The organism is Streptomyces sp. S063 (assembly GCF_002832675.1).
Lineage (GTDB): Bacteria > Actinomycetota > Actinomycetes > Streptomycetales > Streptomycetaceae > Streptomyces > Streptomyces sindenensis.
In genome coordinates this window covers 2,353,639-2,376,222 of the sequence record NZ_CP021707.1, presented here as the reverse complement: position 1 = coordinate 2,376,222, position 22,584 = coordinate 2,353,639, and the positions used below count along the sequence as shown (strand labels likewise).

At 72.2% G+C, this 22,584-nt stretch carries 22 protein-coding genes; 11 read left to right on the top strand and 11 right to left on the bottom strand.

The genetic code is table 11. The features are described from left to right. Positions 1 to 10: 10 nt before the first annotated feature. Positions 11 to 2,215, bottom strand: a complete 2,205-nt coding sequence (locus tag CCZ36_RS10690; RefSeq protein ID WP_128817541.1) for an acyltransferase family protein — start codon at positions 2,213 to 2,215, stop codon at positions 11 to 13. 23 nt (positions 2,216 to 2,238) lie between these two features. Further along, positions 2,239 to 3,951: a glycosyltransferase family 2 protein gene (locus CCZ36_RS10685; protein ID WP_128817540.1), complete on the bottom strand. Its 1,713-nt coding sequence runs from the start codon at positions 3,949 to 3,951 to the stop codon at positions 2,239 to 2,241. A 443-nt stretch (positions 3,952 to 4,394) separates the two neighbouring features. On the opposite strand from CCZ36_RS10685, the gene CCZ36_RS10680 reads away from it, so the two are divergent. Together CCZ36_RS10680 and CCZ36_RS10675 are read left to right on the top strand one after the other, a co-directional pair. Beyond that, positions 4,395 to 5,216 (top strand): phosphatase, encoded by an 822-nt coding sequence (locus CCZ36_RS10680; RefSeq protein WP_128817539.1) that lies wholly within the window; start codon positions 4,395 to 4,397, stop codon positions 5,214 to 5,216. Between the two features lie 90 nt (positions 5,217 to 5,306). Further along, the gene (locus CCZ36_RS10675) at positions 5,307 to 5,741 is read left to right on the top strand and encodes a YdeI/OmpD-associated family protein (RefSeq protein ID WP_128817538.1); all 435 of its coding nucleotides are present in this window, start codon (positions 5,307 to 5,309) and stop codon (positions 5,739 to 5,741) included. Positions 5,742 to 5,744: 3 nt separating this feature from the next. Here CCZ36_RS10675 and CCZ36_RS10670 read toward each other — a convergent pair whose 3' ends face one another. From CCZ36_RS10670 to CCZ36_RS10660, 3 genes are read right to left on the bottom strand one after another with little or no spacing between them, the layout of a single operon-like run. Next, entirely contained in the window at positions 5,745 to 6,713 is a 969-nt protein-coding gene (locus CCZ36_RS10670; RefSeq protein ID WP_069742596.1) for a cation diffusion facilitator family transporter, read from the bottom strand. Between the two features lie 58 nt (positions 6,714 to 6,771). Beyond that, the gene (tesB, locus tag CCZ36_RS10665; RefSeq protein ID WP_069739563.1) at positions 6,772 to 7,656 is read right to left on the bottom strand and encodes an acyl-CoA thioesterase II; all 885 of its coding nucleotides are present in this window, start codon (positions 7,654 to 7,656) and stop codon (positions 6,772 to 6,774) included. 17 nt (positions 7,657 to 7,673) lie between these two features. Then, positions 7,674 to 8,831: an acyl-CoA dehydrogenase family protein gene (locus tag CCZ36_RS10660; protein WP_069739564.1), complete on the bottom strand. Its 1,158-nt coding sequence runs from the start codon at positions 8,829 to 8,831 to the stop codon at positions 7,674 to 7,676. A 219-nt stretch (positions 8,832 to 9,050) separates the two neighbouring features. Between CCZ36_RS10660 and CCZ36_RS10655 the strand changes: the two genes are divergently transcribed. The 3 genes from CCZ36_RS10655 (at position 9,051) to CCZ36_RS10645 (ending at position 12,439) form a co-directional block, all read left to right on the top strand. Beyond that, complete coding sequence (locus CCZ36_RS10655) at positions 9,051 to 9,470, top strand: helix-turn-helix transcriptional regulator (RefSeq protein WP_128817537.1); 420 nt, start codon at positions 9,051 to 9,053, stop codon at positions 9,468 to 9,470. A gap of 10 nt (positions 9,471 to 9,480) precedes the next feature. Further along, complete coding sequence (locus CCZ36_RS10650) at positions 9,481 to 9,894, top strand: VOC family protein (protein ID WP_128817536.1); 414 nt, start codon at positions 9,481 to 9,483, stop codon at positions 9,892 to 9,894. Positions 9,895 to 10,042: 148 nt separating this feature from the next. Continuing rightward, positions 10,043 to 12,439: an excinuclease ABC subunit UvrA gene (locus CCZ36_RS10645; protein WP_128817535.1), complete on the top strand. Its 2,397-nt coding sequence runs from the start codon at positions 10,043 to 10,045 to the stop codon at positions 12,437 to 12,439. Between the two features lie 31 nt (positions 12,440 to 12,470). Here CCZ36_RS10645 and CCZ36_RS10640 read toward each other — a convergent pair whose 3' ends face one another. Beyond that, on the bottom strand, positions 12,471 to 12,692 hold the full coding sequence (locus CCZ36_RS10640) for a DUF397 domain-containing protein (protein WP_069739567.1): 222 nt from the start codon (positions 12,690 to 12,692) through the stop codon (positions 12,471 to 12,473). Continuing rightward, positions 12,643 to 13,485, bottom strand: a complete 843-nt coding sequence (locus tag CCZ36_RS10635; RefSeq protein ID WP_128817534.1) for a helix-turn-helix domain-containing protein — start codon at positions 13,483 to 13,485, stop codon at positions 12,643 to 12,645. The genes CCZ36_RS10640 and CCZ36_RS10635 overlap by 50 nt, the downstream gene beginning before the upstream one ends. Positions 13,486 to 13,617: 132 nt before the next feature. Here CCZ36_RS10635 and CCZ36_RS10630 point away from each other — a divergent pair, with 132 nt between their 5' ends. From CCZ36_RS10630 to CCZ36_RS10620, 3 genes are all read left to right on the top strand, one after another. Further along, entirely contained in the window at positions 13,618 to 13,962 is a 345-nt protein-coding gene (locus CCZ36_RS10630) for a hypothetical protein (RefSeq protein WP_069742592.1), read from the top strand. Between the two features lie 44 nt (positions 13,963 to 14,006). Further along, positions 14,007 to 14,579, top strand: a complete 573-nt coding sequence (locus CCZ36_RS10625) for a YciI family protein (protein WP_128817533.1) — start codon at positions 14,007 to 14,009, stop codon at positions 14,577 to 14,579. Between the two features lie 296 nt (positions 14,580 to 14,875). Beyond that, positions 14,876 to 15,469: a GNAT family N-acetyltransferase gene (locus tag CCZ36_RS10620; RefSeq protein WP_128817532.1), complete on the top strand. Its 594-nt coding sequence runs from the start codon at positions 14,876 to 14,878 to the stop codon at positions 15,467 to 15,469. Positions 15,470 to 15,478: 9 nt separating this feature from the next. Here CCZ36_RS10620 and CCZ36_RS10615 read toward each other — a convergent pair whose 3' ends face one another. Next, positions 15,479 to 16,396: an alpha/beta hydrolase gene (locus CCZ36_RS10615; RefSeq protein ID WP_128817531.1), complete on the bottom strand. Its 918-nt coding sequence runs from the start codon at positions 16,394 to 16,396 to the stop codon at positions 15,479 to 15,481. Positions 16,397 to 16,635: 239 nt separating this feature from the next. On the opposite strand from CCZ36_RS10615, the gene CCZ36_RS10610 reads away from it, so the two are divergent. Next, positions 16,636 to 16,968 (top strand): DUF6281 family protein, encoded by a 333-nt coding sequence (locus tag CCZ36_RS10610; RefSeq protein ID WP_237302626.1) that lies wholly within the window; start codon positions 16,636 to 16,638, stop codon positions 16,966 to 16,968. An 88-nt stretch (positions 16,969 to 17,056) separates the two neighbouring features. On the opposite strand, the gene CCZ36_RS10605 is transcribed toward CCZ36_RS10610, so the two are convergent. Further along, a complete protein-coding gene (locus tag CCZ36_RS10605) occupies positions 17,057 to 17,953 on the bottom strand; it encodes a class I SAM-dependent methyltransferase (RefSeq protein WP_069742588.1) in 897 nt (298 codons plus the stop codon). Between the two features lie 220 nt (positions 17,954 to 18,173). Between CCZ36_RS10605 and CCZ36_RS10600 the strand changes: the two genes are divergently transcribed. Further along, entirely contained in the window at positions 18,174 to 19,601 is a 1,428-nt protein-coding gene (locus CCZ36_RS10600; protein WP_128817530.1) for an FG-GAP and VCBS repeat-containing protein, read from the top strand. A gap of 134 nt (positions 19,602 to 19,735) precedes the next feature. Further along, a complete protein-coding gene (locus CCZ36_RS10595) occupies positions 19,736 to 20,359 on the top strand; it encodes a DUF1707 SHOCT-like domain-containing protein (protein WP_128817529.1) in 624 nt (207 codons plus the stop codon). A 200-nt stretch (positions 20,360 to 20,559) separates the two neighbouring features. Here CCZ36_RS10595 and CCZ36_RS10590 read toward each other — a convergent pair whose 3' ends face one another. Continuing rightward, on the bottom strand, positions 20,560 to 20,829 hold the full coding sequence (locus CCZ36_RS10590) for a DUF1905 domain-containing protein (protein ID WP_032774799.1): 270 nt from the start codon (positions 20,827 to 20,829) through the stop codon (positions 20,560 to 20,562). A 111-nt stretch (positions 20,830 to 20,940) separates the two neighbouring features. Continuing rightward, the gene (locus CCZ36_RS10585; RefSeq protein WP_128817528.1) at positions 20,941 to 22,569 is read right to left on the bottom strand and encodes a PucR family transcriptional regulator ligand-binding domain-containing protein; all 1,629 of its coding nucleotides are present in this window, start codon (positions 22,567 to 22,569) and stop codon (positions 20,941 to 20,943) included. Between the last annotated feature and the right edge of the window lie 15 nt (positions 22,570 to 22,584).

The window sequence follows — 22,584 nt, the reverse complement described above, 5'->3', positions numbered from 1 at the left end:
CCGCGCACCGTCACCGTGCGGGGCCGGCCGGCTTCCCGGGCTCGCCGGGAGCGGTGACCGGCAGCGCGCCCGACTCCGTCAGCAGCCTCTCCAGCCTCGGGGCCAGGACGACGGCCGCCACGTTCGTCAGGTGGGTGTCGTCCCGGTAGAGCAGGATCCGGTCCCGTACGGCGGGGCACGTCGGCCCGTCGCCCGGGCACAGCACCGCGTTCACACCGACGGACCGCACGCCCGGTACCGCGCCCGCCGCGATCCGCTGCGCCAGCGGATCCGGGGGGAGCGCCTTCGCCCGGTCGAACGCGCAGGCCGCCGTCTCGTCCGGAGCGCCGGAGACACACGCCGGGATGTCCGTCCCCGGTACGGGAGTGCCCTCGACATACACGATCGGCGCGCCGGTCGCCCGGAGCCGCGCCAACGTCTTCTCCCAGGCGGAGGTGAGGAGTCGTCGGTCGGCGGTGTACCGGTTGAGCGAGGCGATCACGATGAGCCGGGGCCTCGGCCCCGTGCGCAGGCGGTCCAGGGCGTCGTCCCGCCAGGTGTCGCACTCCCGGTAGGTCCGGCCCAACTGAGGGCTCTGCACGGTCAGTTCCGGCAGCGGGCAGCCCTGCTTCACCAGCTCCTGGAGCGCCCACCCGCGCCGGGAGGCCAGGGCGAGCAGCGGGGAGAACCACTGCCCGGCGTGCGAGTCGCCGAGCAGGACCACGCGGTCCGGGCTGTCCACCGCCCCGAACAGGCACGGCGGGCTGCTCGTCACCGCCGGGGCCGCCTGGCAGCCCCCGTCCGGCGGGAAGTCCGCGCGGGCCTGGGCCGGTCTGGGCACCACGGGCCCGGCCGCGAGCGCGGGGCCCTCGGCACGGGCCAGCAGGGACGGCCCGGCGGCCGCGCCCGGCGGGAGGCTTCCGACGTCGACGGGGGCGGCCGGGCCCAGCAGACGCAGGGTCGTGGTGCCGACGACCAGCGCGAGCACGACCGGCAGGACCACGGCGGAGACCCCCACCGCCAGCCCCCGGCGCGGGAGTTCGGAGACCGTACGGCTGCGGCGCAGCGGCTGTTCGACCCACCGCATGGTGGCGAGCGCGGGCAGCACGGCGGCCAGCGTCCACGCGGTCTTCGCGGGCCAGTCGAGCGCCCCGAGCCGGCCCTCGGCGAACACGAGCACCGGCCAGTGCCACAGATAGAGGGTGTAGGAGAGCCGCCCGACGGCCCGGGGGGCCCGGCCGGCGAGCAACCGGCCCACCCCGTAAGCACCTTGGACGTCCCGTTCGCCCCGCCCCGGTGTCGCCGCCAGGATCACCGCGGCCGTCCCCAGGGTCGGGACGAGTGCCGCGCAACCGGGGTACGGGGTCGACGCGTCGTAGGACGCGACGCACCAGACGATCGCCGCGGCCCCCGCCCACCCGCACGTCGGCCGCAGGGGACGCGGCCCGCGCAGCAGATGCCAGGGCAGCAGCGCCAGCAGCGCCCCGACCGCGAACTGCCAGACACGCGACGGTGTTCCGAGGTACGCGAGCGAGACCGAGTCCCGCGTCCAGTGCAGGGACAGCGCGAACGAGGCGACGGCCGCGCCGGCGGTGACCAGCGCCACGACCGCCCGCACGGCCCGGCCCCGGCGGACCGCGCGGGCGGCGGTCAGCACGATCACCGCGAGCAGGGGGGCCCAGACCAGATAGAACTGCTCCTCGACGGCGAGCGACCAGAAGTGCAGCAGTGGGCTCTGGTCGTGCCCGGCGGCGAGATAGTCGGTCTGCTGCGAGACGAACCGCCAGTTGGCGACGGACAGCGCGGCGGCGAGGACGTCGTGCTCCAGGTCGGTGCGGAGCAGCGGTACGGTCAGCCACGCCCCGGCGACCGCGACCGCCGCCAGGACGACGGCGGCGGAGGGCAGCAGCCGCCGGGCCCGCCGGGAGAAGAAGTCGCCGAGCCGGATCCGGCCGGTGGTGATCGCCTCCCGGACCAGCAGCCCGGTGATCAGATAGCCGGAGATGACGAAGAAGACGTCCACGCCGACGAACCCGCCCGCCGCCCCCGGTATCCCTGCGTGGAAGGCGAGCACCGCGAGGACGGCGACCGCGCGCAGCCCCTCGATGTCGGGCCGGAACGCGGCCCGGTGCGGGCTGGGCCCGGACTCACCGCCCGGGCGGTGGTGAGCGGTGGGCGGGGCGGGTGGGATGGCGGACCGCTTTCGGCGGTGGCCGGGTGCGAGAAGGAGGGGCATCGGGTGGCGCCTTTCGGGACGGCTCAGCTCAGCCACGGCAGCATCGGGTCGACCCACCCCGAGGCGAGCAGACCGGTGAGCAGGAGGACGGCGGAAGCGGCGAGGGCCTCGGGCCAGCGACGGGGCAGCAGGTCCGTCCCGGTCCGCGAACGGAGACCGGCGAGCCGCTTTCCGGCCCCGGCAGCGGCCCCGGCCCCGGCGGGTGTGCGTCCGGCCCGCCGCAGCTCGGCCGAAAGGTCCCGGATCAGGGGCACGTTGATGTGCAGCTGGACCAGGACGTAGAGGCCGAGCCCCCAGGTGGGCGCCCAGCCGTTACGGGCCACGGTCAGCGCGAGGCCCGTTGCGGCGGCCGCGTTGGACAGCACCAGCCAGACCAGCGAGACGCCCACGACCCGGCGGGCCATCGAGCCCGGACTCCCGTTGCTCCGCACCCCGGTGGGCACCCAGGCGGCACTGCGGCCCCGCAGCGTGTGCCAGAACGCGGTGGCGGCGGCCACGCTGGTGAGGACGCCCGCGCGGATCACCTCGACCCGCCACCGGGTCCGGCTGATCCGGGGCAGCAGCACGTGCCACAGCCACAGCGGGGCGAGCAGCGGCAGGACGTGCCAGGGGCGGACGTCGTCCGGGTATCCGAACATCATCACCAGCGGCGGCAGCGGGGCGGCGAAGGTGTTCACGGCCGTCGTCAGGTAGCCGACGATGCCCTCGTAGAAGCACAGCCGCATCCGCCAGGGCGCGCCCATCCGCTTCAGCACCGGGGTGCCGAGGAGGTGCAGATTGCCCATGGCCCACCGGTACTGCTGGTTGACATACGAGGTGACGGTGTCCGGCGAGGTGCCCTTGGCGACCAGGACGGGGACGTACTGGGTGCGGAACCCCCGCTCGTGCAGGGCGAGTCCGGTGTACAGGTCCTCGCTGTGGTCGAGTCGGGCGAAACCGCCCGCCAGGTCGATCGCGGAGCGCCGGTAGACGGCGTTGCTGCCGCAGCAGATCGCCGCGTCGGCGGCGTCCCGGGAGGGCTGGATCCAGCGGAAGAACCACTCCTGCGCGGCCCCAGCGGCACGCTGGATCCAGTCCATGCCCGCGTCGGTGTCGAAGCACTGCGGGCTCTGCACGATGCCGACGGCCGGGTCCGCGAAATAGGGGACCAGATGGCGCAGGAAGTCCGGCCGGGGCGCGAAGTCCGCGTCCAGGATCGCGATGAACTCGGCGTCGGAGAGGGTGAGGGCGTGGTTGAGGTTCCCCGCCTTCTTCAGGTGTCCTCGGTCCGGCCGCACGACGTACCGGTAGCCGTGTTCGGCCGCCAGGGCCGCCACTTCGGCCCGGTCGGCGTCGTCCAGCACCGAGACGGTGAGCGCTCCGGGCCAGTCGAGGGCGGCGACCGCGCGGTAGGCGTTGGCGAGGACGGGGAGGGGTTCGCCGCAGGTCGGCAGGTAGAGGTCGACGGTCGGCAGCGCGGCCGGCCGCCAGGCGCGGACCAGCGTGTCGTGCGAGGCCCGGGTCAGCCGGCGCTGCCGCAGGCTGTTCGCCGAGGACAGCAGCAGCGCCACCACGTTCAGTCCGAGGATCGCGAGGAACGCCCAGAGCGCCGGGGTCCGTAACGCGAACGTGAACATCGTCGCCGCCGTGAAGACGAAGGCCAGCGAACTGCTCACCAGCACCCAGCGGCGTTGCGGCCCGAAGTACCAGTACAGCTCGTCGTCGGACGGTGGTTGCGGAAGGTGATGCACAGTCATAAAGCCCCCCACGGCTGTGTATGTGCCTGTTTTTCGGTTCCCGTCTCCGATGGCCCACCTTAATGCCAAAGGTATAGACCAGTTGCCCGAGAGTGGTGCACCGAAGGGAATCGGACACCGGTTTGGCGCGACTCGATTGGTCCAGACCTCTGGGTGGTTCCATTCGAGCCCGCCGCCCGCCCGGTGAAGGAAGAGCCAGGTCACGCGGGGGTGAACAGTCCTGGAAGAGTTACGGGGGTGCGTGCGGGCCGGGCGGCGGGGGGACCGCCGGGCCGGAGGGGCGACCGTTCGCCGAGCCTTGGGCCGGACCGCTCGCCGGTCCGCTCCCCGATCCGCGCGTCGGTCCGTCCGCCGGCCCGCCTGCCGGCCGGCTCGCCGGATCCGCCCCGTCCGTTGATCAGGACACCGGGCACGCCCCGCACACCGGACGGCACAATGGGTCCATGCCGATACCCAGCCGCGCCGCCCTCGTCGACCACCTCGTCCGTACGCGCATCGCGGGGGACGTCGCCACGCCACGCGACAACAACCTGTCCCACTACCGCAAGCTCGCCAACGGCGACCGCCACTACTGGCTCGGTCTGGAGCTCGGCGACCGCTGGACCGACGAGCAGGACGTCCTCGCCGTGATGGCCGAGCGCTGCGGGGTGAACGACGACCCCGCGCACCGGCAGGGCCAGGACACCATCGACCCCGAGCTGACGGTCGACGCCCTGGAGCGGATGGCGGCCCGCCTGCGCAAGGCCGCCGACGGCCGGGAACGGGTGCTGTTCGCCACCGGGCACCCCGGCGGCCTGCTGGACGTGCACCGGCAGACGGCGGACGCGCTGCGCCGGGCCGGCTGCGAGATCGTCCGCATCCCGTCGGGGCTGATCGCGGACGAGGGCCTGGTCGTCCAGTTCGCCGATGTCGCCATGCTGGAGCGCGGGGCAACCCTCTGGCACACCCACTCCCCGGCCCCGATGGCGGCCATCCTGGACGCCACGGCCCACCTGGGCCGCCCGCTGCCCGACCTCGTCGTCGCCGACCACGGCTGGGCGGGGTGCGCGGGCGGGCGGGGGCTGGACGCGATCGGTTACGCCGACTGCAACGACCCGGCCCTCTTCCTCGGCGAATCGGAGGGCATGCTCCAGGTCACGGTCCCGCTGGACGACCATGTCACCGACCCGCGCTTCTACGACCCGATGACGGACTACCTGCTGCACGCGGCAGGGCTGCTGGAGGACGAGCCCGCGGAACCGGTCGTCGGGGAGCCTGCCGCGTAGCGACCCCGTCGGCGATGAGTTTCCGGCACCGCGGACGTCTGCACTGACAACAGCCGACGAAGACGCCGACGGCGACGAAGGGTGCGGGTCATGAAGTTCAGCACGACGATGTTCCAGGCCGGGAACAACACGGGTATCGAGGTCCCCGAGGACGTGGTCGAGGCCCTCGGCGCGGGCAAGCGCCCACCGGTGAACGTCACGGTGAACGGTTACGCGTACCGCTCGACGATCGCCCCGATGGGCGGGCAGTACCTCATCCCGTTCAGCTCCGACAAGCGCAAGGAGACCGGCATCGGGGGCGGTGACGCCATCGAGGTGGAGCTGACCCTCGACACCGCGCCGCGCACGGTCGAGCCGCCCGAGGACCTGGCGGTGGCACTGGCGGCGGCCCCCGGTGCGGCGGAGGCGTTCGCCGCGCTCTCGCCCAGCCGCCAGAAGGCGTACGTCACCTCGATCGAGGGCGCGAAGGCGCAGGAGACGCGGGAGCGCCGGATCGCGAAGGCGGTGGGGGAGCTGACGCCGTAGGTCTCAGGAACCGCCGCGCCGCAGCCGCTGCGCCCGCCCCGGCGTCGGGTCCAGATACACCCGCCGGACCGATGGGAACCGCTCGCGCAACTGGGCCTCCGCCTCCTCGCAGGCCCACTCGACCTCCGCCGCGGTGGCCATGTCCCGGAAGTCGATCTTCGCGGCGATCAGGATCTCGTCCGGCCCCTGGATCAGCGTGGTCAGCTCCAGGACCTCCACGATGTGCGGCACCGACAGCAGTTCCTCGCGCACCCCGGACCGCACGGCCAGGGGCAGCGGCCGCCCGATGAGCAGCTGGGCGTTGGACCGGCCGAGCACCCAGGCCACGTAGACGAGCAGCAGGCCGATCAGACAGGACGCGACGCCGTCCCAGACGCCCGAGCCGGAGAGCTGCCCGCCCAGCAGCCCGCCCGCCGCCAGCAGCAGGCCGATCAGGGCCGCCGAATCCTCCATCACGACGGCCTTCACGGCCGTGTCGGGGGTGTGCCGCAGGTAGTACGTGTCCGGCACCCGCAGCCGGGACGCCTCGCGCCGCACCTGCTTGACCCCGGTGCGCAGCGAGTAGCCCTCCAGCAGGAAGGCGACGGCCAGGACGATGTAGGAGATCAGCGGGTCGCCCAGCTCCTCGCCCGCGACCAGGGTGTGCACGCCGTCGTAGATCGAGAAGACGGCCCCGCCGACGAAGGTGGCGATGGAGGCGAGCATCGCCCAGATGTAGCGCTCGGGGCCGTAACCGAGGGGGTGGTCCTCGTCGGCCGGCTTCCCGCTCCGCTTGAGGGCGGTGAGGAGCATGACCTCGGTGACGGTGTCGGCCACCGAGTGGGCCGCCTCGGAGAGCATCGCGCTGGAGCCGCTGATCAGCCCGGCGACGGCCTTCGCCACGGCGATACCGAGGTTGGCGAGGGCTGCCACGATCACGGTGAAGGTGGACTCCCCACCGTCGGTTCCCTTGTCCGCCCGCGCGTCGCTCATGGTGGGGAGTATGTCGGAAACGCGGCTCCGGGGGCCGTTCATCCTCGCCGGATGCCGGTCATCCTCGCGGGATACGGACGACGCCCTCCTGGATGACCGTGATCGCGAGGCGGCCGTCGGCGGTGTAGATACGGGCCTGGCCCAGTCCCCGGCCGCCGGAGGCCGAGGGCGACTCCTGGTCGTACAGCAGCCACTCGTCCGCCCGGAACGGCCGGTGGAACCACATCGCGTGGTCCAGGCTGGCCCCGACCACGTCCCCGACCGCCCAGCCGCCCCGCCCGTGGGCGAGGAGCACCGAGTCGAGCAGGGTCATGTCCGAGACGTACGTCGCCATGCAGACGTGCAGCAGCGGATCGTCGGCGAGCTTGCCGTTCGTCCGGAACCACACCTGGGAACGGGGTTCGCGCGGCTCGCCCACCGTGCCGAACGGCGGCGCGTCCACGTACCGCAGGTCCACCGCCTGCCGCGCCTCGATCAGCCGGTCCACGACACCGGGGTCGCTGAAGCGGTCCGCGTACCGGGGGAGCATCTCGGCGGCCGTCGGCAGGGTCTCCGGGTCCGGGGCGGCGGGCATGGGAGCCTGGTGCTCCATGCCCTCCTCGTGCGTCTGGAAGGACGCGGAGAGGTGGAAGATCGGCTGCCCGTGCTGGACGGCGACGACGCGGCGGGTGGTGAACGACTTCCCGTCGCGGATGCGGTCGACGGTGTAGACGATGGGCGCGCCCGGGTCGCCGGCCCGCAGGAAGTACGAGTGGAGAGAATGGGCGGCCCGGTCGGCCGGGACGGTGCGGCCCGCGGCGACGAGCGCCTGGGCCGCTACCTGGCCGCCGAACACCCGGGGCACGAGCGCGCTGCGGCTCTCGCCCCGGAAGATGTCCCGCTCGATCTGCTCCAGGTCGAGCAGGTGGAGCAGATCGAGCAAGGGATCGGGACTCTCGTTCATGGGGGAAAGGTAATCCCTTACAGACCCATGGACTTGGCGATGATCGACTTCATGACCTCGCTGGTGCCGCCGTAGATGCGGTTGACGCGGTTGTCCGCGTAGAGGCGGGCGATCGGGTACTCGTTCATGAAGCCGTAGCCGCCGTGCAGCTGGAGGCAGCGGTCGATGACGCGGTGCGCGACCTCGGTGCAGAACAGCTTCGCGGAGGCGGCTTCCGCCGCCGTGAGCTCCCCGGCGTCCAGGGCCTCCAGCGCACGGTCGGCGACGGCCTGGGCCGCGTCCACCTCGGCCTGGCAGGCGGCCAGCTCGAACTTGGTGTTCTGGAAGGAGGCGACGGTCTTGCCGAAGACCGTGCGGTCCTGGACGTACTCCTTGGCGAACCGGACGGCCGCCGCGGCCTGGGCGTACGCGCCGAAGGCGATGCCCCAGCGCTCGGAGGCCAGGTTGGTGCCGAGGTAGCCGAAGCCCTTGTTCTCCTCGCCCATCAGGTCCTCGACCGGGACCTTGACGTCGACGAACGCCAGCTCGGCGGTGTCGGAGACCTTCAGGCCCAGCTTGTCGAGCTTGCGGCCGACCGAGTAGCCCTCGGACTTCGTGTCGACGGCGAAGAGGGAGATACCGAAGCGGCGGTCGTCCTCGCGCGGGGCGGCGGTACGGGCGCAGACGATGACGCGGTCGGCGTGGACGCCGCCGGTGATGAAGGTCTTCGCACCGTTGAGGACGTAGTGCGTGCCGTCCTCGGAGAGCTTCGCGGTGGTCTTCATGCCCGCGACGTCGGAGCCCGTGCCCGGCTCGGTCATCGCGAGGGCCCACATCTCCTCGCCGGTCGCGAACTTCGGCAGCCAGCGCTTCTTCTGGTCGTCGGTGGCGAGCATCTTGATGTACGGGAGGCCGAGCAGCGTGTGCACACCGGAGCCGCCGAAGGAGACACCTGCGCGGGCGGTCTCCTCGTAGATGACGGCCTCGTACTTGTGCGACTCGATGCCCGCGCCGCCGTACTCCTCGTCGACCTCGATGCCGAAGACGCCCAGCTCACCGAGCTTGAGGTAGAAGTCGCGCGGAGCCTGGCCCGCGGCGAACCACTCGTCGTAGACCGGCACGACCTCGGCCGCGATGAAGGCGCGGATGGTCTCCCGGAACGCCTCGTGGTCCTCGTTGAATACCGTACGGCGCACGGAATGCCTCCTAGATCGGCGGTCGATTCGCGGAAACTCGCGGAACATGGCTAAGCGCTTGCTCAGACTTCCTTCGAAGTTACCCGCCGGTTGTGGGCGCTGTCCAGGGTGATGCTCGGCACGCGTCGAACCGGCGGAGGCCAAGAGGCGGCCCGATTGTCAGTGGCGTGGGGGAGGATCGAAGGGAGACGGCGAGGGCGGCGGGAGGAAGGTGAGGACGTGAGGGTGGAGGACCTGGTCAGGCTGCGGCGGGCCCGCGACCGTATGGACCGCGAGTACGCCGAACCGCTCGACGTCCCCTCGCTGGCCCGCGACGCCCTGATGTCGGCGGGCCACTTCTCCCGCAGCTTCCGTGCCGCCTTCGGCGAGACCCCGTACAGCTATCTCATGACCCGCCGCATCGAGCGGGCCAAGGCGCTGCTGCGCCGGGGCGACCTGTCGGTCACGGGCGTCTGCTTCGCCGTCGGCTGTACCTCGCTGGGCTCGTTCAGTTCCCGCTTCACGGAGCTGGTCGGGGAGAGCCCCAGCGCCTACCGGGCCCGCCCTCACGAGGCCGGCGAGACCATCCCCGCGTGCGTCGCCAAGATGCTCACCCGACCGGTCAGGAATGGAGAAGCGGATCGAAAGCCCCGCCCGTAGCGTGAAACCCATGGACATCAAGCTCTCGCAGTGCTTCATCGCCGTCGACGACCACGACAAGGCGCTCGCCTTCTACCGCGACGCCCTGGGAATGGAGGTGCGCAACGACGTCGGATTCGAAGGCATGCGCTGGGTGACCGTCGGGTCCCCCGCGCAGCCGGACGTGGAGATCGTCCTGGAGCCCCCGCTCGCCGACCCGAACGCCCCGGCCGCCGACCGGCAGACCATGGCCGAGCTGCTCGCCAAGGGCATGCTCCGCGGCGTCATCCTCACCTCCGACGACGTGGACGCGGCCTTCGAGCAGGTCCGCGCCGCGGGCGGCGAAGTCCTCCAGGAGCCGATCGACCAGCCGTACGGCATCCGCGACTGCGCCTTCCGGGACCCCTCCGGCAACATGCTGCGCATCACCCAGGCCAAGAAGTAGCACCCGCACCCGCCCCGGGGGCCGGAGCCGGTCATTCAGGCCCCGGCCCCCACGCACGGACAGTAGGCTCCGCGCACCAGCGGTCCAGCAGTCCGTGATCCAGCAATCCAGTGCGCACCAGTAATCCGGTAATGGAGAGACGACGAGCATGGCTCCGAGAACGAAGACCCCGCAGCCGCCCGCGCCGCACGCTGCCGACAGCCACGACCTGATCCGCGTGCACGGTGCGCGGGAGAACAACCTGAAGGACGTCAGCATCGAGCTGCCGAAGCGCCGGCTGACGGTGTTCACCGGGGTCTCCGGCTCGGGCAAGAGCTCGCTGGTCTTCGCCACCATCGCCGCCGAGTCCCAGCGGCTGATCAACGAGACCTACCCCGCCTTCGTCCAGGGCTTCATGCCCACCCAGGCACGCCCCGACGTCGATGTGCTCGACGGGCTGACGACCGCGATCATCGTGGACCAGCAGCGCATGGGCAGCGACCCCCGCTCCACGGTCGGCACCGCCACCGATGCCAACGCCATGCTCCGCATCCTCTTCAGCCGGCTCGGCAAGCCGCACATCGGCCCGCCCGGCGCGTTCGCCTTCAACGTCCCCTCGGTGACCGCCAGCGGCGCGATCACCGTCGAGCGCGGCAACAAGAAGGCGGTCAAGGCGACCTTCAGCCGCACCGGCGGCATGTGCCCGCGCTGCGAGGGCCGGGGCACGGTCTCCGACATCGACCTCACCCAGCTCTACGACGACTCCAAGTCGATCGCCGAGGGCGCGTTCACCATCCCCGGCTGGAAGTCGGACAGCTGGTGGACGGTCCGGATCTACGCCGAGTCCGGCTTCCTCGACCCGAACAAGCCGATCGCCAAGTTCACCATGAGGGAGATGCAGGACTTCCTCTACAAGGAGCCGACCAAGGTGAAGGTCGAGGGCTCCACCCTCACCTTCGAAGGGCTCATTCCCAAGATCCAGAAATCGTTCCTGTCCAAGGACCGCGAGGCGATGCAGCCCCACATCCGGGAGTTCGTCGACCGTGCGGTCACCTTCGCCACCTGCCCCGAGTGCGAGGGCACGCGGCTCACCGAGGGCGCCCGCTCCTCGAAGATCAAGAAGATCTCCATCGCCGACGCCTGCTCGATGGAGATCCGCGACCTGGCGGAGTGGGTCCGAGGCCTCGACGAACCCTCGGTCGCCCCGCTCCTCGAAGCCCTCCAGCAGACCCTGGACTCCTTCGTCGAGATCGGCCTGGGCTACCTGGCCCTGGACCGCCCCTCCGGCACCCTGTCCGGCGGCGAGGCCCAGCGCGTCAAGATGATCCGCCACCTCGGCTCCTCCCTCACCGACGTCACCTACGTCTTCGACGAGCCGACCATCGGACTCCACCCGCACGACATCCAGCGCATGAACGACCTCCTGCTGCGCCTGCGCGACAAGGGCAACACGGTCCTGGTCGTCGAGCACAAGCCCGAGGCCATCGCCATCGCCGACCACGTGGTCGACCTCGGCCCCGGGGCCGGTACGGCGGGCGGCACCGTCTGCTTCGAGGGCACCCTGGAAGGGCTCCGCGCCTCCGGCACCGTCACCGGCCGCCACCTCGACGACCGGGCCGTCCTCAAGGACGAGGTGCGCAAGCCCACCGGCGCGCTGGAGATCCGCGGCGCGACGGCGCACAACCTCCAGGACGTCGACGTCGACATCCCGCTCGGCGTCCTCACCGTCATCACGGGCGTCGCCGGCTCCGGAAAGAGCTCGCTCGTCCACGGCTCGATCCCGGCGGGCGAGAACGTCATCTCGGTCGACCAGAGCCCCATCAAGGGCTCCCGCCGCAGCAACCCGGCGACGTACACGGGCCTCCTGGAGCCGATCCGCAAGGCCTTCGCCAAGGCCAACGGCGTGAAGCCCGCCCTGTTCAGCGCCAACTCCGAGGGCGCCTGCCCCACGTGCAACGGCGCGGGCGTCATCTTCACCGACCTCGGCGTCATGGCGAGCGTCTCCAGCCCGTGCGAGGACTGCGAGGGCAAGCGGTTCCAGGCCTCGGTCCTGGACTACCACCTCGGTGGCCGCGACATCAGCGAAGTCCTCGCCATGTCGGTCACCGAGGCCGAGGAGTTCTTCGGCTCCGGCGAGGCGGCCCTCCCGGCCGCGCACAAGATCCTCGACCGCCTGGTGGACGTCGGCCTCGGCTATCTGAGCCTCGGCCAGCCGCTCACCACCCTGTCCGGCGGCGAACGCCAGCGCCTGAAGCTGGCGACGCACATGGGCGACAAGGGCGGCGGCGGGCAGGTCGTCGTACTCGACGAGCCGACCACCGGCCTGCACCTCGCGGACGTGGAGCAGCTCCTCGGCCTGCTGGACCGCCTGGTCGACTCCGGAAAGTCGGTGATCGTCATCGAGCACCACCAGGCGGTCATGGCCCACGCCGACTGGATCATCGACCTCGGCCCCGGCGCGGGCCACGACGGCGGCAAGATCGTCTTCGAGGGCACCCCCGCCGACCTGGTCGCGGCCCGCTCGACCCTGACGGGCGAACACCTCGCGGAGTACGTGGGGGAGTGAGGCCCGCGTTCTCTCCGCCTGCCCGTCCGGGTCAGGCGGAGAGAGCCCCGCGCTTGACCGCGTCCACGAAGGAGGTCCACCCGGCGGCGGGGACGATCAGGGTGGGCCCGCCGGGGACCTTGGAGTCGCGGACGGGGACGGCGGTGGGGTGGTGGTCCTGGACTTCGAGGCAGCTGCCCGACTCACTACCGCTGTAGGAGGACTTACGCCAGCGGGTGGGCGAGAAGTTGGTCGGGGTACTCCGCCTGGCCATGTTCTCTGTAGCCCTTCGCTGTTGCCTTCACCACTGCCAAAGAGTCGTCTCGTGACAGGGAGTCGCTCAGGGAGAGAGCGTAACGGCTCTGAAGTGCCTCGACCACGGCTGGCGAGTCGTGCAACTTTCCTACCCGCACTCCTTCGCTGTAGGCGACTGGCGGCTGGTCATCGAACCACATCAACGTCAGCATGCTTTCCAGTAATGAGTGGAACCCGATCGACATGGGGAGCACGTGCGTGCGGATGAGCTTTGCTTCGGTGAGCTCGACGATGTGGTCCAGCTGCTCCGCCATGATCTTCGGCCCACCGATCGGACGTCGGAGCGATGCTTCGTCCAGGATCGCCCAGACCACAGGTGGCTTGGCGCTCTGGAAGATCTTTGCGCGATTCAGTCGTGCGACGACGGCCTTGTCACACTCCGTCGGGCTCAATGGTGGGAACGCCATGCCGAGGACGGCGCGCGCGTACGCCTCGGTCTGGAGGATGCCCGGAAGGAAGGACAGGGCGAACTCCCGGATCATCGTCGCCTGCTGTTCGAGGTGCCGCGCCGCGCCGAAGTAGTCCGCGAGGATTCCGTCGTCCTCCGCTCCCGGCCGGAAGCTCGTGAGCACATTCCCCGTGCCCAGTGCCTTGTCCAACCGCCGGGCGTCCTCCTCGCTCGGCATGCGGCGCCCCGCCTCGATGTGCGAGATGTGCGACCGCGTCATCAGCGCCAGTTCCGCAAGCTCCTGCTGGGTCAGCCCGGCCGCTTCCCGCTGAGCCTTCAACCGCTCGCCATAGGTATTACTCACAGCCAACTCCCGTGTGACGAACGCGGTGTCACCACAGACCCCTGGCGAGCCTAGCCGCGCCGCTCGCACGCTGTGAGTGGATCGCTACGCAGCGAAGAATTCACCCCCACTGCTCACGGAGTTGACGCCCCCATGAAAGAACAGCCGATGAACACCGTTCGCCTGCTCCCCTGGGCCGGTACGGCAGGCAGGCCCTGCTACGTCGTCGGCAACGGCGACGGCAAGGTCTCGCGTGAGGCCGACAAGGTCGAGGCCATGCAGCTCGGCATGGCGTACGACCTTCTCGACCACGCCGACGACCTGGTCGCGGACGACGGGTCCACGGCCGTCCAGCTCCGCCATGTCGCCGCCGCCCTGGCGCACTCGTTGCGGGACGTGCACCGGGTCGCCCGGAGCCGTGGCCTGCGGCTGGGGATTCCCGACGTGTTCGAGCCGGATCACCCGTCGGGCCCGGGGCTGGCCCCGTTGCGGCCCTGACCCGCCCGCGGCGGCGGTCGCCCGGTCTTCGGTACGGTCGCGGCATGCCGTTCTACGTATACGCCCAGGACCAGCCCGATGTCGCGGACCAGTTGATGGAGTGGTGCGAGGAGCACTGGTCCTACATGGACCGGTTCGACGACCGGCTGATACTCCGGGGTCCGACCGTGTCCGACGACGGGGAGGAGCACACGGGGAGCGTCCACGTCGTCGACCTCGCGGACCGGGCGGCGGCAGAGCGGTTCGCGCGGGAGGAGCCGTTCTGGAAGGCGGGCCTCTACCGCGACCTCACGATCGTCGCGGCGGACGTGCTGTTGAGCCGTGAACCCGAGGCGGACGTCCCCTACACCCTCGTCACCGCTCAGTGGCCGCTGTCGGCGGGCGCACCGGGTGATGTCGGGCCCCGGGGGCTGTCGGGCGCGGAGGCGGACAGCCGGCTCGTCTTCATGGCCGCTCTGGTCGACGACGGGGGGACCGGCACGACGGGAGTGGTCGCGGCCGTGCGGGCGCTCCCGGACGAGGCGCGGGACCTGGTCCGGCCGTTCGCGGAGGGGCTGGCCGGCGGACTTCCCGCGGCTCTCACGGCGCAGCGCTGGGAGCGTGGCGGACGGAACTGACACACCGGCCGGGGCTGTTGGGGCTGTAAGGGCTGCCAGGTTGCCGGGGCGCCGGGGCTGCTGGGGCCAGGCCTCAGACCCCGGCCGCGCAGAACACGCACCCGGCGCAGTACGGCAGGGCGTCCACCACCCGATGACGTACGCACGAGGTCATCGCGGCGTCCTCCGGCCCGGGCAGGACAGCAGCCGGTCCTTCGCCGCCGCCCGCTCGCGCGGGGTGTCTCCTGGCTGTCGGCCGGGTACCGGCGGACCCGTGACCTTGACGAACCGATTCCCCGGCAGGCGATCATGACGCCATGCACCGTACGTTGTCGACGCCGCCCACCCTCGCCCCCGGCTGCCTCGCCGGAGCCCCGCAACCCGTACTCCCGGTGGCCGGCGGCGGCGGGCTGTTGCTGCGTCCATGGGAGCGGGCCGACGCGCGGGCGTTCTTCTCCGCGTACGAGGACGAAGAGACCCGCCGCTGGCACACGCACCGGCCCTCGACCGTGGCCCAGGTGGAGGAGTGGTTCGACGGGTACCGCCAGGACTGGGAGCGGGAGAAGGGTTGCCACTGGGCCGTCGCCCGCGACAGCGGCGAGGTACTCGGCCGGATGGCCCTGCGCGGCGTGGACTTCGCCGACGGCGTCGCGAACGCGGCGTACTGGGTGCTCCCGGCCGCACGTGGCGCGGGGATCGCCTCCCGCGCGCTCGCGGCGGTCAGCGCCTGGGCGCTGGACGATATCGGCTTCCACCGGCTGGAGTTGGACCACTCGACGCGTAACGAGGGCTCCTGCCGGGTCGCGACCAAGGCGGGTTACCTGCTGGAGGGCACCAAGCGCAGCTCGGCGGTGCACGACGACGGACGGCACGCCATGCACCTGCACGCCCGGATCAGGGGCGACCGTTGAGTCGTTCGCTCAGCCGAACCGCTCGTTCAGCCAGGAGTTGACGCCGTCGATGGCGGTGGCGGCCAGGGCGGTGGGGTGGCCGGTGAAGCCGTGGGGCGAGGCGGGGTAGACGCGCAGCTCGACGTCGTTCCCGGCGGCCGACAGCCGCCCGGCCATGGTCAGGTTGTCCTCCAGCAGGATGTCCTCGGCGCCCACGACGAGCAGCGCCGGGGGCAGGCCGGTGAGGTCGGCGTAGAGGGGCGAGATGTCGGGAAGGGTGCGGTCGCCGTCCGGCACGTGGCCGACGTACGCCTGGATGAAGTACTCGTCCGCGATGAGGCGGCCGCTCGGGGTGTGCGCGCTCAGATCGTAGGTGCCGAAGCGGAGCGCGGCCCCGGCGAACCGGTCGGCGACGCCCCGGTCCCGCAGCCGCAGGAGGGTCGCGAGGGCGAGGGTGGCTCCGGCGGAGCTTCCGCCGATCGCGAGCCGCGTGGTCCCGAAGCGGGTTTCGGCCTGCTCGATGAGCCAGAGCGCCACCGCTTCGCAGTCGTCGGGGGCGGCGGGCCAGGGATGTTCGGGCGCGAGCCGGTAGTCGACGCCGATGACGGCGATCCGCAGGGCGTCGGCGAGTGCGCGGTGGCGTTCGTCGCCCTGGGCGGCGGTGCCCATGTAGAAGCCGCCGCCGTGGATGCCGAGGTAGACGCCCCGGGGCGGGCCGTCGGCGGGCAGGAAGACGCGGACCGGGACGCGTACGCCGGCGGCCTCGACCGTCTCTTCGAGGGGTGGTGGAACGACGGCCCGGGGCGCGGGCTTCTTCGTCCGGGCCTCCTCCAGCTCCGCGAAGTCGGCGGGCCCACGGCCTGCCACCCGCGACCGGTAGAACTCCCGGGCCTCGGCGATCTGCTCGGCGGGCACGTCCACGAACAGTGCTTCCAGGGCGAATCGCATGGTGCCGCTCCTCATCCGCTCGGGTCTCACCCGGATGCTAGCGGCGCTGCCGTGAGGGAGGTGGATCAGGACACCACAACCTCACCCTGTACACGAATTCGTTCACCTGCACGACGAAGGCGAGCACTCTTGGCAAGGGCGACGTCCTCGCCCTTCGCAGCATCTACTGAAGGAGCACGCACATGAGCTGGTCCGGACGATCTGCGGGCGCCCTACTGGCGGCGGCCATGGTACTGACAGTGACCGGGTGCACTGCCGACAGCGGCGGCGAGGGGGAGGCAAGCTGCGCATTCGAGGTCAGCTACGAGGGGCTGACCTACAAGGACGTCGCGAATGTGGATTTCACGGTCACCGACAAGCTGGGCACCGCCACCCTGCCTCCCTGCGACGACACCGGCGGCCGGGAGGAGGCCGAGGCGGAGGAGACCGAGGAACCCGCCTACGCGGTGAAGGGTCTGTCCCCGGAGACAGCCATCGCCGTGGGCAGTTCACCGGACGAAGCGGTGCTCGTCGTCTCCTACTCCGGCACGAAACTCCCGCCGGAGGTACAGGAACTGATCGACAAGCCGTGACAGGACGGCGGGGCCGGTCATGACCGGCCCCGCCGTCCTGGGCGTCGGGAGACCATTGCGCCCTGGCGGTCCGGCCGCCTGGTCGCGACTACCCCTTCATGTCTTCCCGGGCGGGGCGGGCCATCCAGGTCCGGCGCGTGGAGCGTACGACGAGGTCGTCGCGGTGGCGTACGTCCTCGGGCCCGCCGTCGACGAGCCGGTCGAGCGCGGCCAGGTCACCGGTGTCGACGCGCCCGTCGAGCGAGCCGCGGATCCGCTCGAAGACCAGGAAGGCGTACCGCCCCGCCCCCTCGGGCAGCGGCGCGCGCAGCTCCCACGGCTCGGCGCGCTCCTGCTCGACGGAGAAGCCGGCGGCCGTCAGCAGGGGGCCCCAGTCGGCGCCCCGGTGCGGCATCCGCTCGGCGTGCAGGCCGTCGAGCGCCGCGCGGCAGCGGGCCTCCAGCTCGCCCGGCTCCCCGTCCGCGGGCAGGAAGTACGGCATCCCGTCCACCTCCGCGACGGCCAGCAGCCCTCCGGGGCGCAGCGCGGCGCGGATGCCGGCCAGGGCGGTCGCGGGGTCGTCCAGGTGGTGCAGGGATGCCGACGCCCAGACGAGGTCGGCGTCGACCACTCCCGGCAGCCCCGCACCGGCGTCGGTCTCCAGCGTGCGCACCCGGTCGCCCAGCCCCCGTTCGCGGGCCGCCGAGACGAGCCGCTCCAGCATCGCGGGGGAGCTGTCGACGGCGGTCACGCGGGCGGTCGGGAACTGCTCCAGCAGGGCGAACGTGCCGGTTCCGGTACCCGAGCCGAGGTCGACGATGTGCCGGACGTCGTCACCGGCCAGACAGGCGATGCGTCCGGTGAGCGCGGTCAGCTGGGGCGCGAACAGGGCGGCGTCGAGATCGAGGATCTCGGGGAGGCCGTTGGGGGTCGCGCCGGAGTCGTGGGCGTGGGTACGGGCGGGGGCGTGGGGCACCTCGTGGTGGTGCTGGTGTGCGTGAGCCATGCGATCGAGCGTACGGTCTCCTGCGTCTGACGCATGCGACTTTGCCTATAACGCAAGGAGATGGCGTCGAAGTCGGCCGCGCAGGCAACGCGCGGGGAACTCGCAGGTGAGGGTCCGGGGCCGAGGTGTACAACCATTCGCCGCACGGATCGTCTCTCTGGGCAGATGGCGGGCAGCGGGCCCGCTCGCAGTACGCACGCGCACATCCGGGGGATGACCCATGCAGACTTCTCGACTCCGTACCGTCTCGGCGATCTTCGTGACGCTCGCCGCCACGGCGACCGCCGCCCCGGTCCTCTCCGGTACGGCGGTGGCGGCCGCGCCGACCTCGGTCGTACGGCAGCCGGTCGACTTCAACGGGGACGGGTACGAGGACATGGTCGCCTCGGTGCCCGACGGGACCGTGTCCGGCATCAAGAAGGCCGGTTACCTGGCGGTCTACCCGGGCGACGCGAAGGGCATCAACCCGGCCCGGCACCAGGTGATCAGCCAGAACACGGCCGGGATCCCCGGTTCGGCCACCGCGAACGCCCGCTTCGGCGGGTCGGCGCCCGCCGACATCGATGCCGACGGCTACACCGACCTGCTGGTCTCGGCCGGCAACGGCCGGCCGATCATCCTGTTCGGCGGCAAGAGCGGTCTCGGCACCCGGGCCGTCGAGTTCCAGGGCCGGGGCCAGGGCGAAGCGGTGGGCGACTTCGACGGCGACGGCCGGGCGGACGTGGCCGGGATCGACAACGCCGACTGGGCCGGGAAGGTCGTTCTGAGCGAGAAGATCGGCGCGGACGGCTCGGTCGGGAGCACCCGGACGGCGCTGACCGCCGACGGCGTCGAGACCTACGAGGGCGTACGGGCCGCGGACATCAACAACGACGGCAAGGACGACCTGCTGGTCAGCACCGGCTGTAGCGAGGAGCCGGACTGCGGCGGGACGTCGCTGTACCTGTCGACCGGCACGGGCTTCACCCACACCCCCATCGTCACCGCGCCGGGAACGTATCTCCACCACGCCTCGGTGACGGTGGGTTCGGTCAACGGTGACGCGTACCCGGACCTGGTCTTCACCCGGCAGCCCACCGGCCTGGACAGCGACGTGGACTTCCCGAGCAAGGGCGGCGCGGTGGCGGTCGCCCTCGGTGGACCCAAGGGGCAGAACACCTCCGTGAAGCCGAAGTGGATCACCCAGGCCACCGCCGGGGTGCCGGGCGCCGACGAGCCGGGCGACGCCATGGGTGCGAGCGCCGCGGTGGGGGATCTGGACGGCGACGGCTACGGCGAGGTCGTCGTGGGCCTGCCGGGCGAGGACGTGGGCACGGCGAAGAACGCCGGCGGGGTCCTGATCTTCAAGGGGCGCGCCACGGGCATCACGGGCGCCGACACGAAGGTGATCGGCCAGTCCACGGCGAACGTCCCCGGCGTCGACGAGCAGGGCGACGCCTTCGGCGGCGAGGTCCACGTCGTGGCCGGAGCCAAGGGCGTACCGGCCACGACGTCGGTGGCCGCCCCCGGCGAGAACACCGACCAGGGCGGCGTCTGGCTCTTCAAGGGCAGCGGCACGGGCCCGGTCACCAAGGGCAGCGTCTCCTTCGGCGAGGCGAGCCTGGGCGTGACACCGTCGGCGGTCCGCTTCGGCAACTGGCTGGGCTGACGGTTCCGCTCCCCGGGAGCCGTCGGTCACCGGCGGATGCGGGCGCGCCGCCCTGCGGCGCGCCCGCCCGGGGGCGGCGCTGACGCTGCGCGGACCCTGGTCGCCCGGCCCGCCGACTGCCTATTCTTGGGATCATGACTGCCCAGCCCCCGGAGCCTTCTCCGCGCCCCGTCCCATCAGGAGAACTCCGCGCTTCCCACGACGACCGGGAAGCAGTGGTGGAGCAACTGCGCGATGCCGCCGCCGAGGGGCGCATCGACCTCGATGAGCTGGATTCCCGCCTGGAACAGGCGCTGACGTCGAAGACGTACGCCCAACTGGCCGTCCTGACAGCCGACCTGCCGAAGTCGCCGTCGTCGGCAGCGGAGAACCTGCCACCGCTGGTGCTCAAGGGCGGCATGTACGGCGCGTCCCGGGGCCCCGGCCGCTGGGACGTGCCCGGCCACGTGATCGCTCACGCGGGTATGGGAGGCGTGAGCCTCGACTTCACCCGGGTCGAGTGCCGCCTCGTGGAGGTCGTGGTGGAGGCGTACGGGGAGACCTCCGGCGTCACGATCGTCATCCCCGACGGCTGGGCCGCGGACACCACCGGCATGGACCCCGGCTTCGGCGGCCTGAAGGACAAGACCACGTCCGACCGCCTCCCGGGCACTCCGCTGATCCGGCTCACCGGGTCCGGCGGCATGGCGGGCGTGGTCATCCGCCACCCCAACAAGCGGGAACGCCGCGAGCTGGACGGCGACGCGACGCGGGGCTGAGCTGGTTGCTCGCAACGGAGCCCGACGGCGCCCCAGCCGCGGGGCCGGCTTGTCAGGGGTGGCGGGCGTCAGCCTGCGATCAGGATCCCTCCCGCCACGGCCGCGGCGACCCCCACGAGAAGGGCCCCGACAGCGAACGCGATCTCGCCGAAGCGGGAGGCGGCCGGGGAGAGGGGCAGGCTCCCGGCCGTCCCCCGGGGTCAGCCGGAAATGCGTTCCTCCAGGCGGACGGTCACGGTGTCCCCCTCCTCCTTGCCGATCGCCTTGCGTACGTCCGCCTTCACGGGCAGCTTGTGCGTGCCGTCCCCCAGGGCCATGAACGAACTCCGGAACGGGTGGCCGTCGACCGTGCCCCGGACCTTCACCAGGCCACGGGTGCCGAAGAACTCGGCCGACTCGGGCCACACCACATAGGTCCAGCCGCCCTTGCTCGGGCTCTTCCGCAGAGTCGCGGTGAATTCCTTGTCCATGGTCCGTACCGCCTGTCCGTGAGCCCGCGGCGCGGCTCGTCGCGGTGTTCACCAGTGGGACGGGGGCGGGCACCGGAACTCATCGGTGACTCGTAGGCCCGGTCCTCCCGCTCACCCCTGCCGCAGCGCGAACCACAGCTCCGCCCGCACGTCCATGTCGTCCAGGTCCGCGTCCAGCAACTCCCCGCACCGCCCGATGCGTTGGCGCACGGTGTTGCGGTGGACGCCGAGCGCCACCGCCGTACGGTCCCAGCTGCCGTGCAGGGAGAGCCAGCAGCGCAGGGTGTCGGCCAGCGGTGCGGTGAGCGGGGCGAGGAGGGCGCGGGCGTGGGCGGCCGCATCTTCGGGCGGGACCAGGGCGGCTAGGCCGCTCACGGGGGCGTTTACCGTCAGCGGGGCGCGGGTCGCCCGTGCGTGGGCCAGGGCGCGGGCGGCCAGGGCGTCGGCGGCGTCGAGCGCGGTGACGGGGGTGGGCGCGGACGCGCCGAGCGTCCAGCCGGGCTGCGGGGTGATCGACACGGGCTTCGGGGGCCGTGCCGGTTCCGACCCGGGCCGTGCCGGTTCCGACCCGGGCCGTGCCGGTTCCGACCCGGGCCGTGCCGGTTCCGACCCGGGCCGTGCCTCCACCGCCTCGGTCTTCGCCGTCTCGTCGTCGCCCGCCTTGCCTTCCGCCGCCGCGCCCGGCAGCAGCAGCCGTACCGCCTCGCCGCCGCTGCGGCTCGCGTCGACCAGGGCCGTGCCCAGTGACGCACCCAGGGCGCCGGCCGTCAGGGCGTCCGCCGGGGTGCCGTCCGTGCGGCGGGCGTGGACCACCGTCCAGGGCCCGGTGGCGCCGAGGAGCGGGGCCACCTCGGCGGGGTCGGCGCCCAGCAGCATGCGGACCAGGGCCGCCGAACGGCCTGCCGCGTCCGCGCCCTGGTGCGGGGCGGCCAGCAGCGACAGCAGGACCACCGCGATGCCCGCCACCGTGTGGTCGCCGGACTCCCGCTGCCGGGTCGCCAGCGCCAGGACCAGGCCCTCGCCGCCGCCCAGCGCGTACGCCGACACGTGCGTGTCGCCGTGCGTGTCCGTGGCCGACGCGGGGGAGCCGGGGCGTTCCCGGGCCACCACCCGGGCCAGGCGGGTCAGGGCTCCGGCCGCCTCCGGAGGCAGGCGGCGGCCCGCCGCGTGGATCTCCTCGCCCCGCGCCGTCAGCAGCACCGCCCGGCCGCCCAGCTGCGCCGCGAGCTGGTGCAGGACCGCCGGTACGGGGTCGGGGCGGGCCGCCGCCGTCGCCAGGGCCTGCTGGGCGCGGGTCACCCGGCGCAGCTCGCGGTGGCGCGCCTCGGCCATCAGCCGCCACACCGTCCGCGCGATCGCCGTGAACGGGGTCTCGGGCGGCACCTCCAGCAGCGGCAGGCCCTGCCGGTCGCACGCATCGATCAGCGCCCCGGGCACGGTCTCGTGCACCGGCCGCACCCCGAACCCCAGCGCCGCCGCCCCCGCCTCCACCAGGCGGCCGACGTAGTGGTCCGCATCCGTCAGCAGCACCCCGGCGCTCAGCAGCAGCTCGCCGCCGAGGAGGTACGGGTACGGGTCCGCCATCTCCGAGGTGTGCACCCAGAGCAGCTCGGTCTCGGCCGGGCCCGCGATCCGGCGCAGGCCCAGGTCCTTGGTCGCCAGCAGCTCCGACAGGGGGACGGGCGGGGTCGGCGGGCCGGGGGCGGCCGTCGGGGCGGAGGTCATGGATGATTCGTCCATTCATGGTGGTGCAAG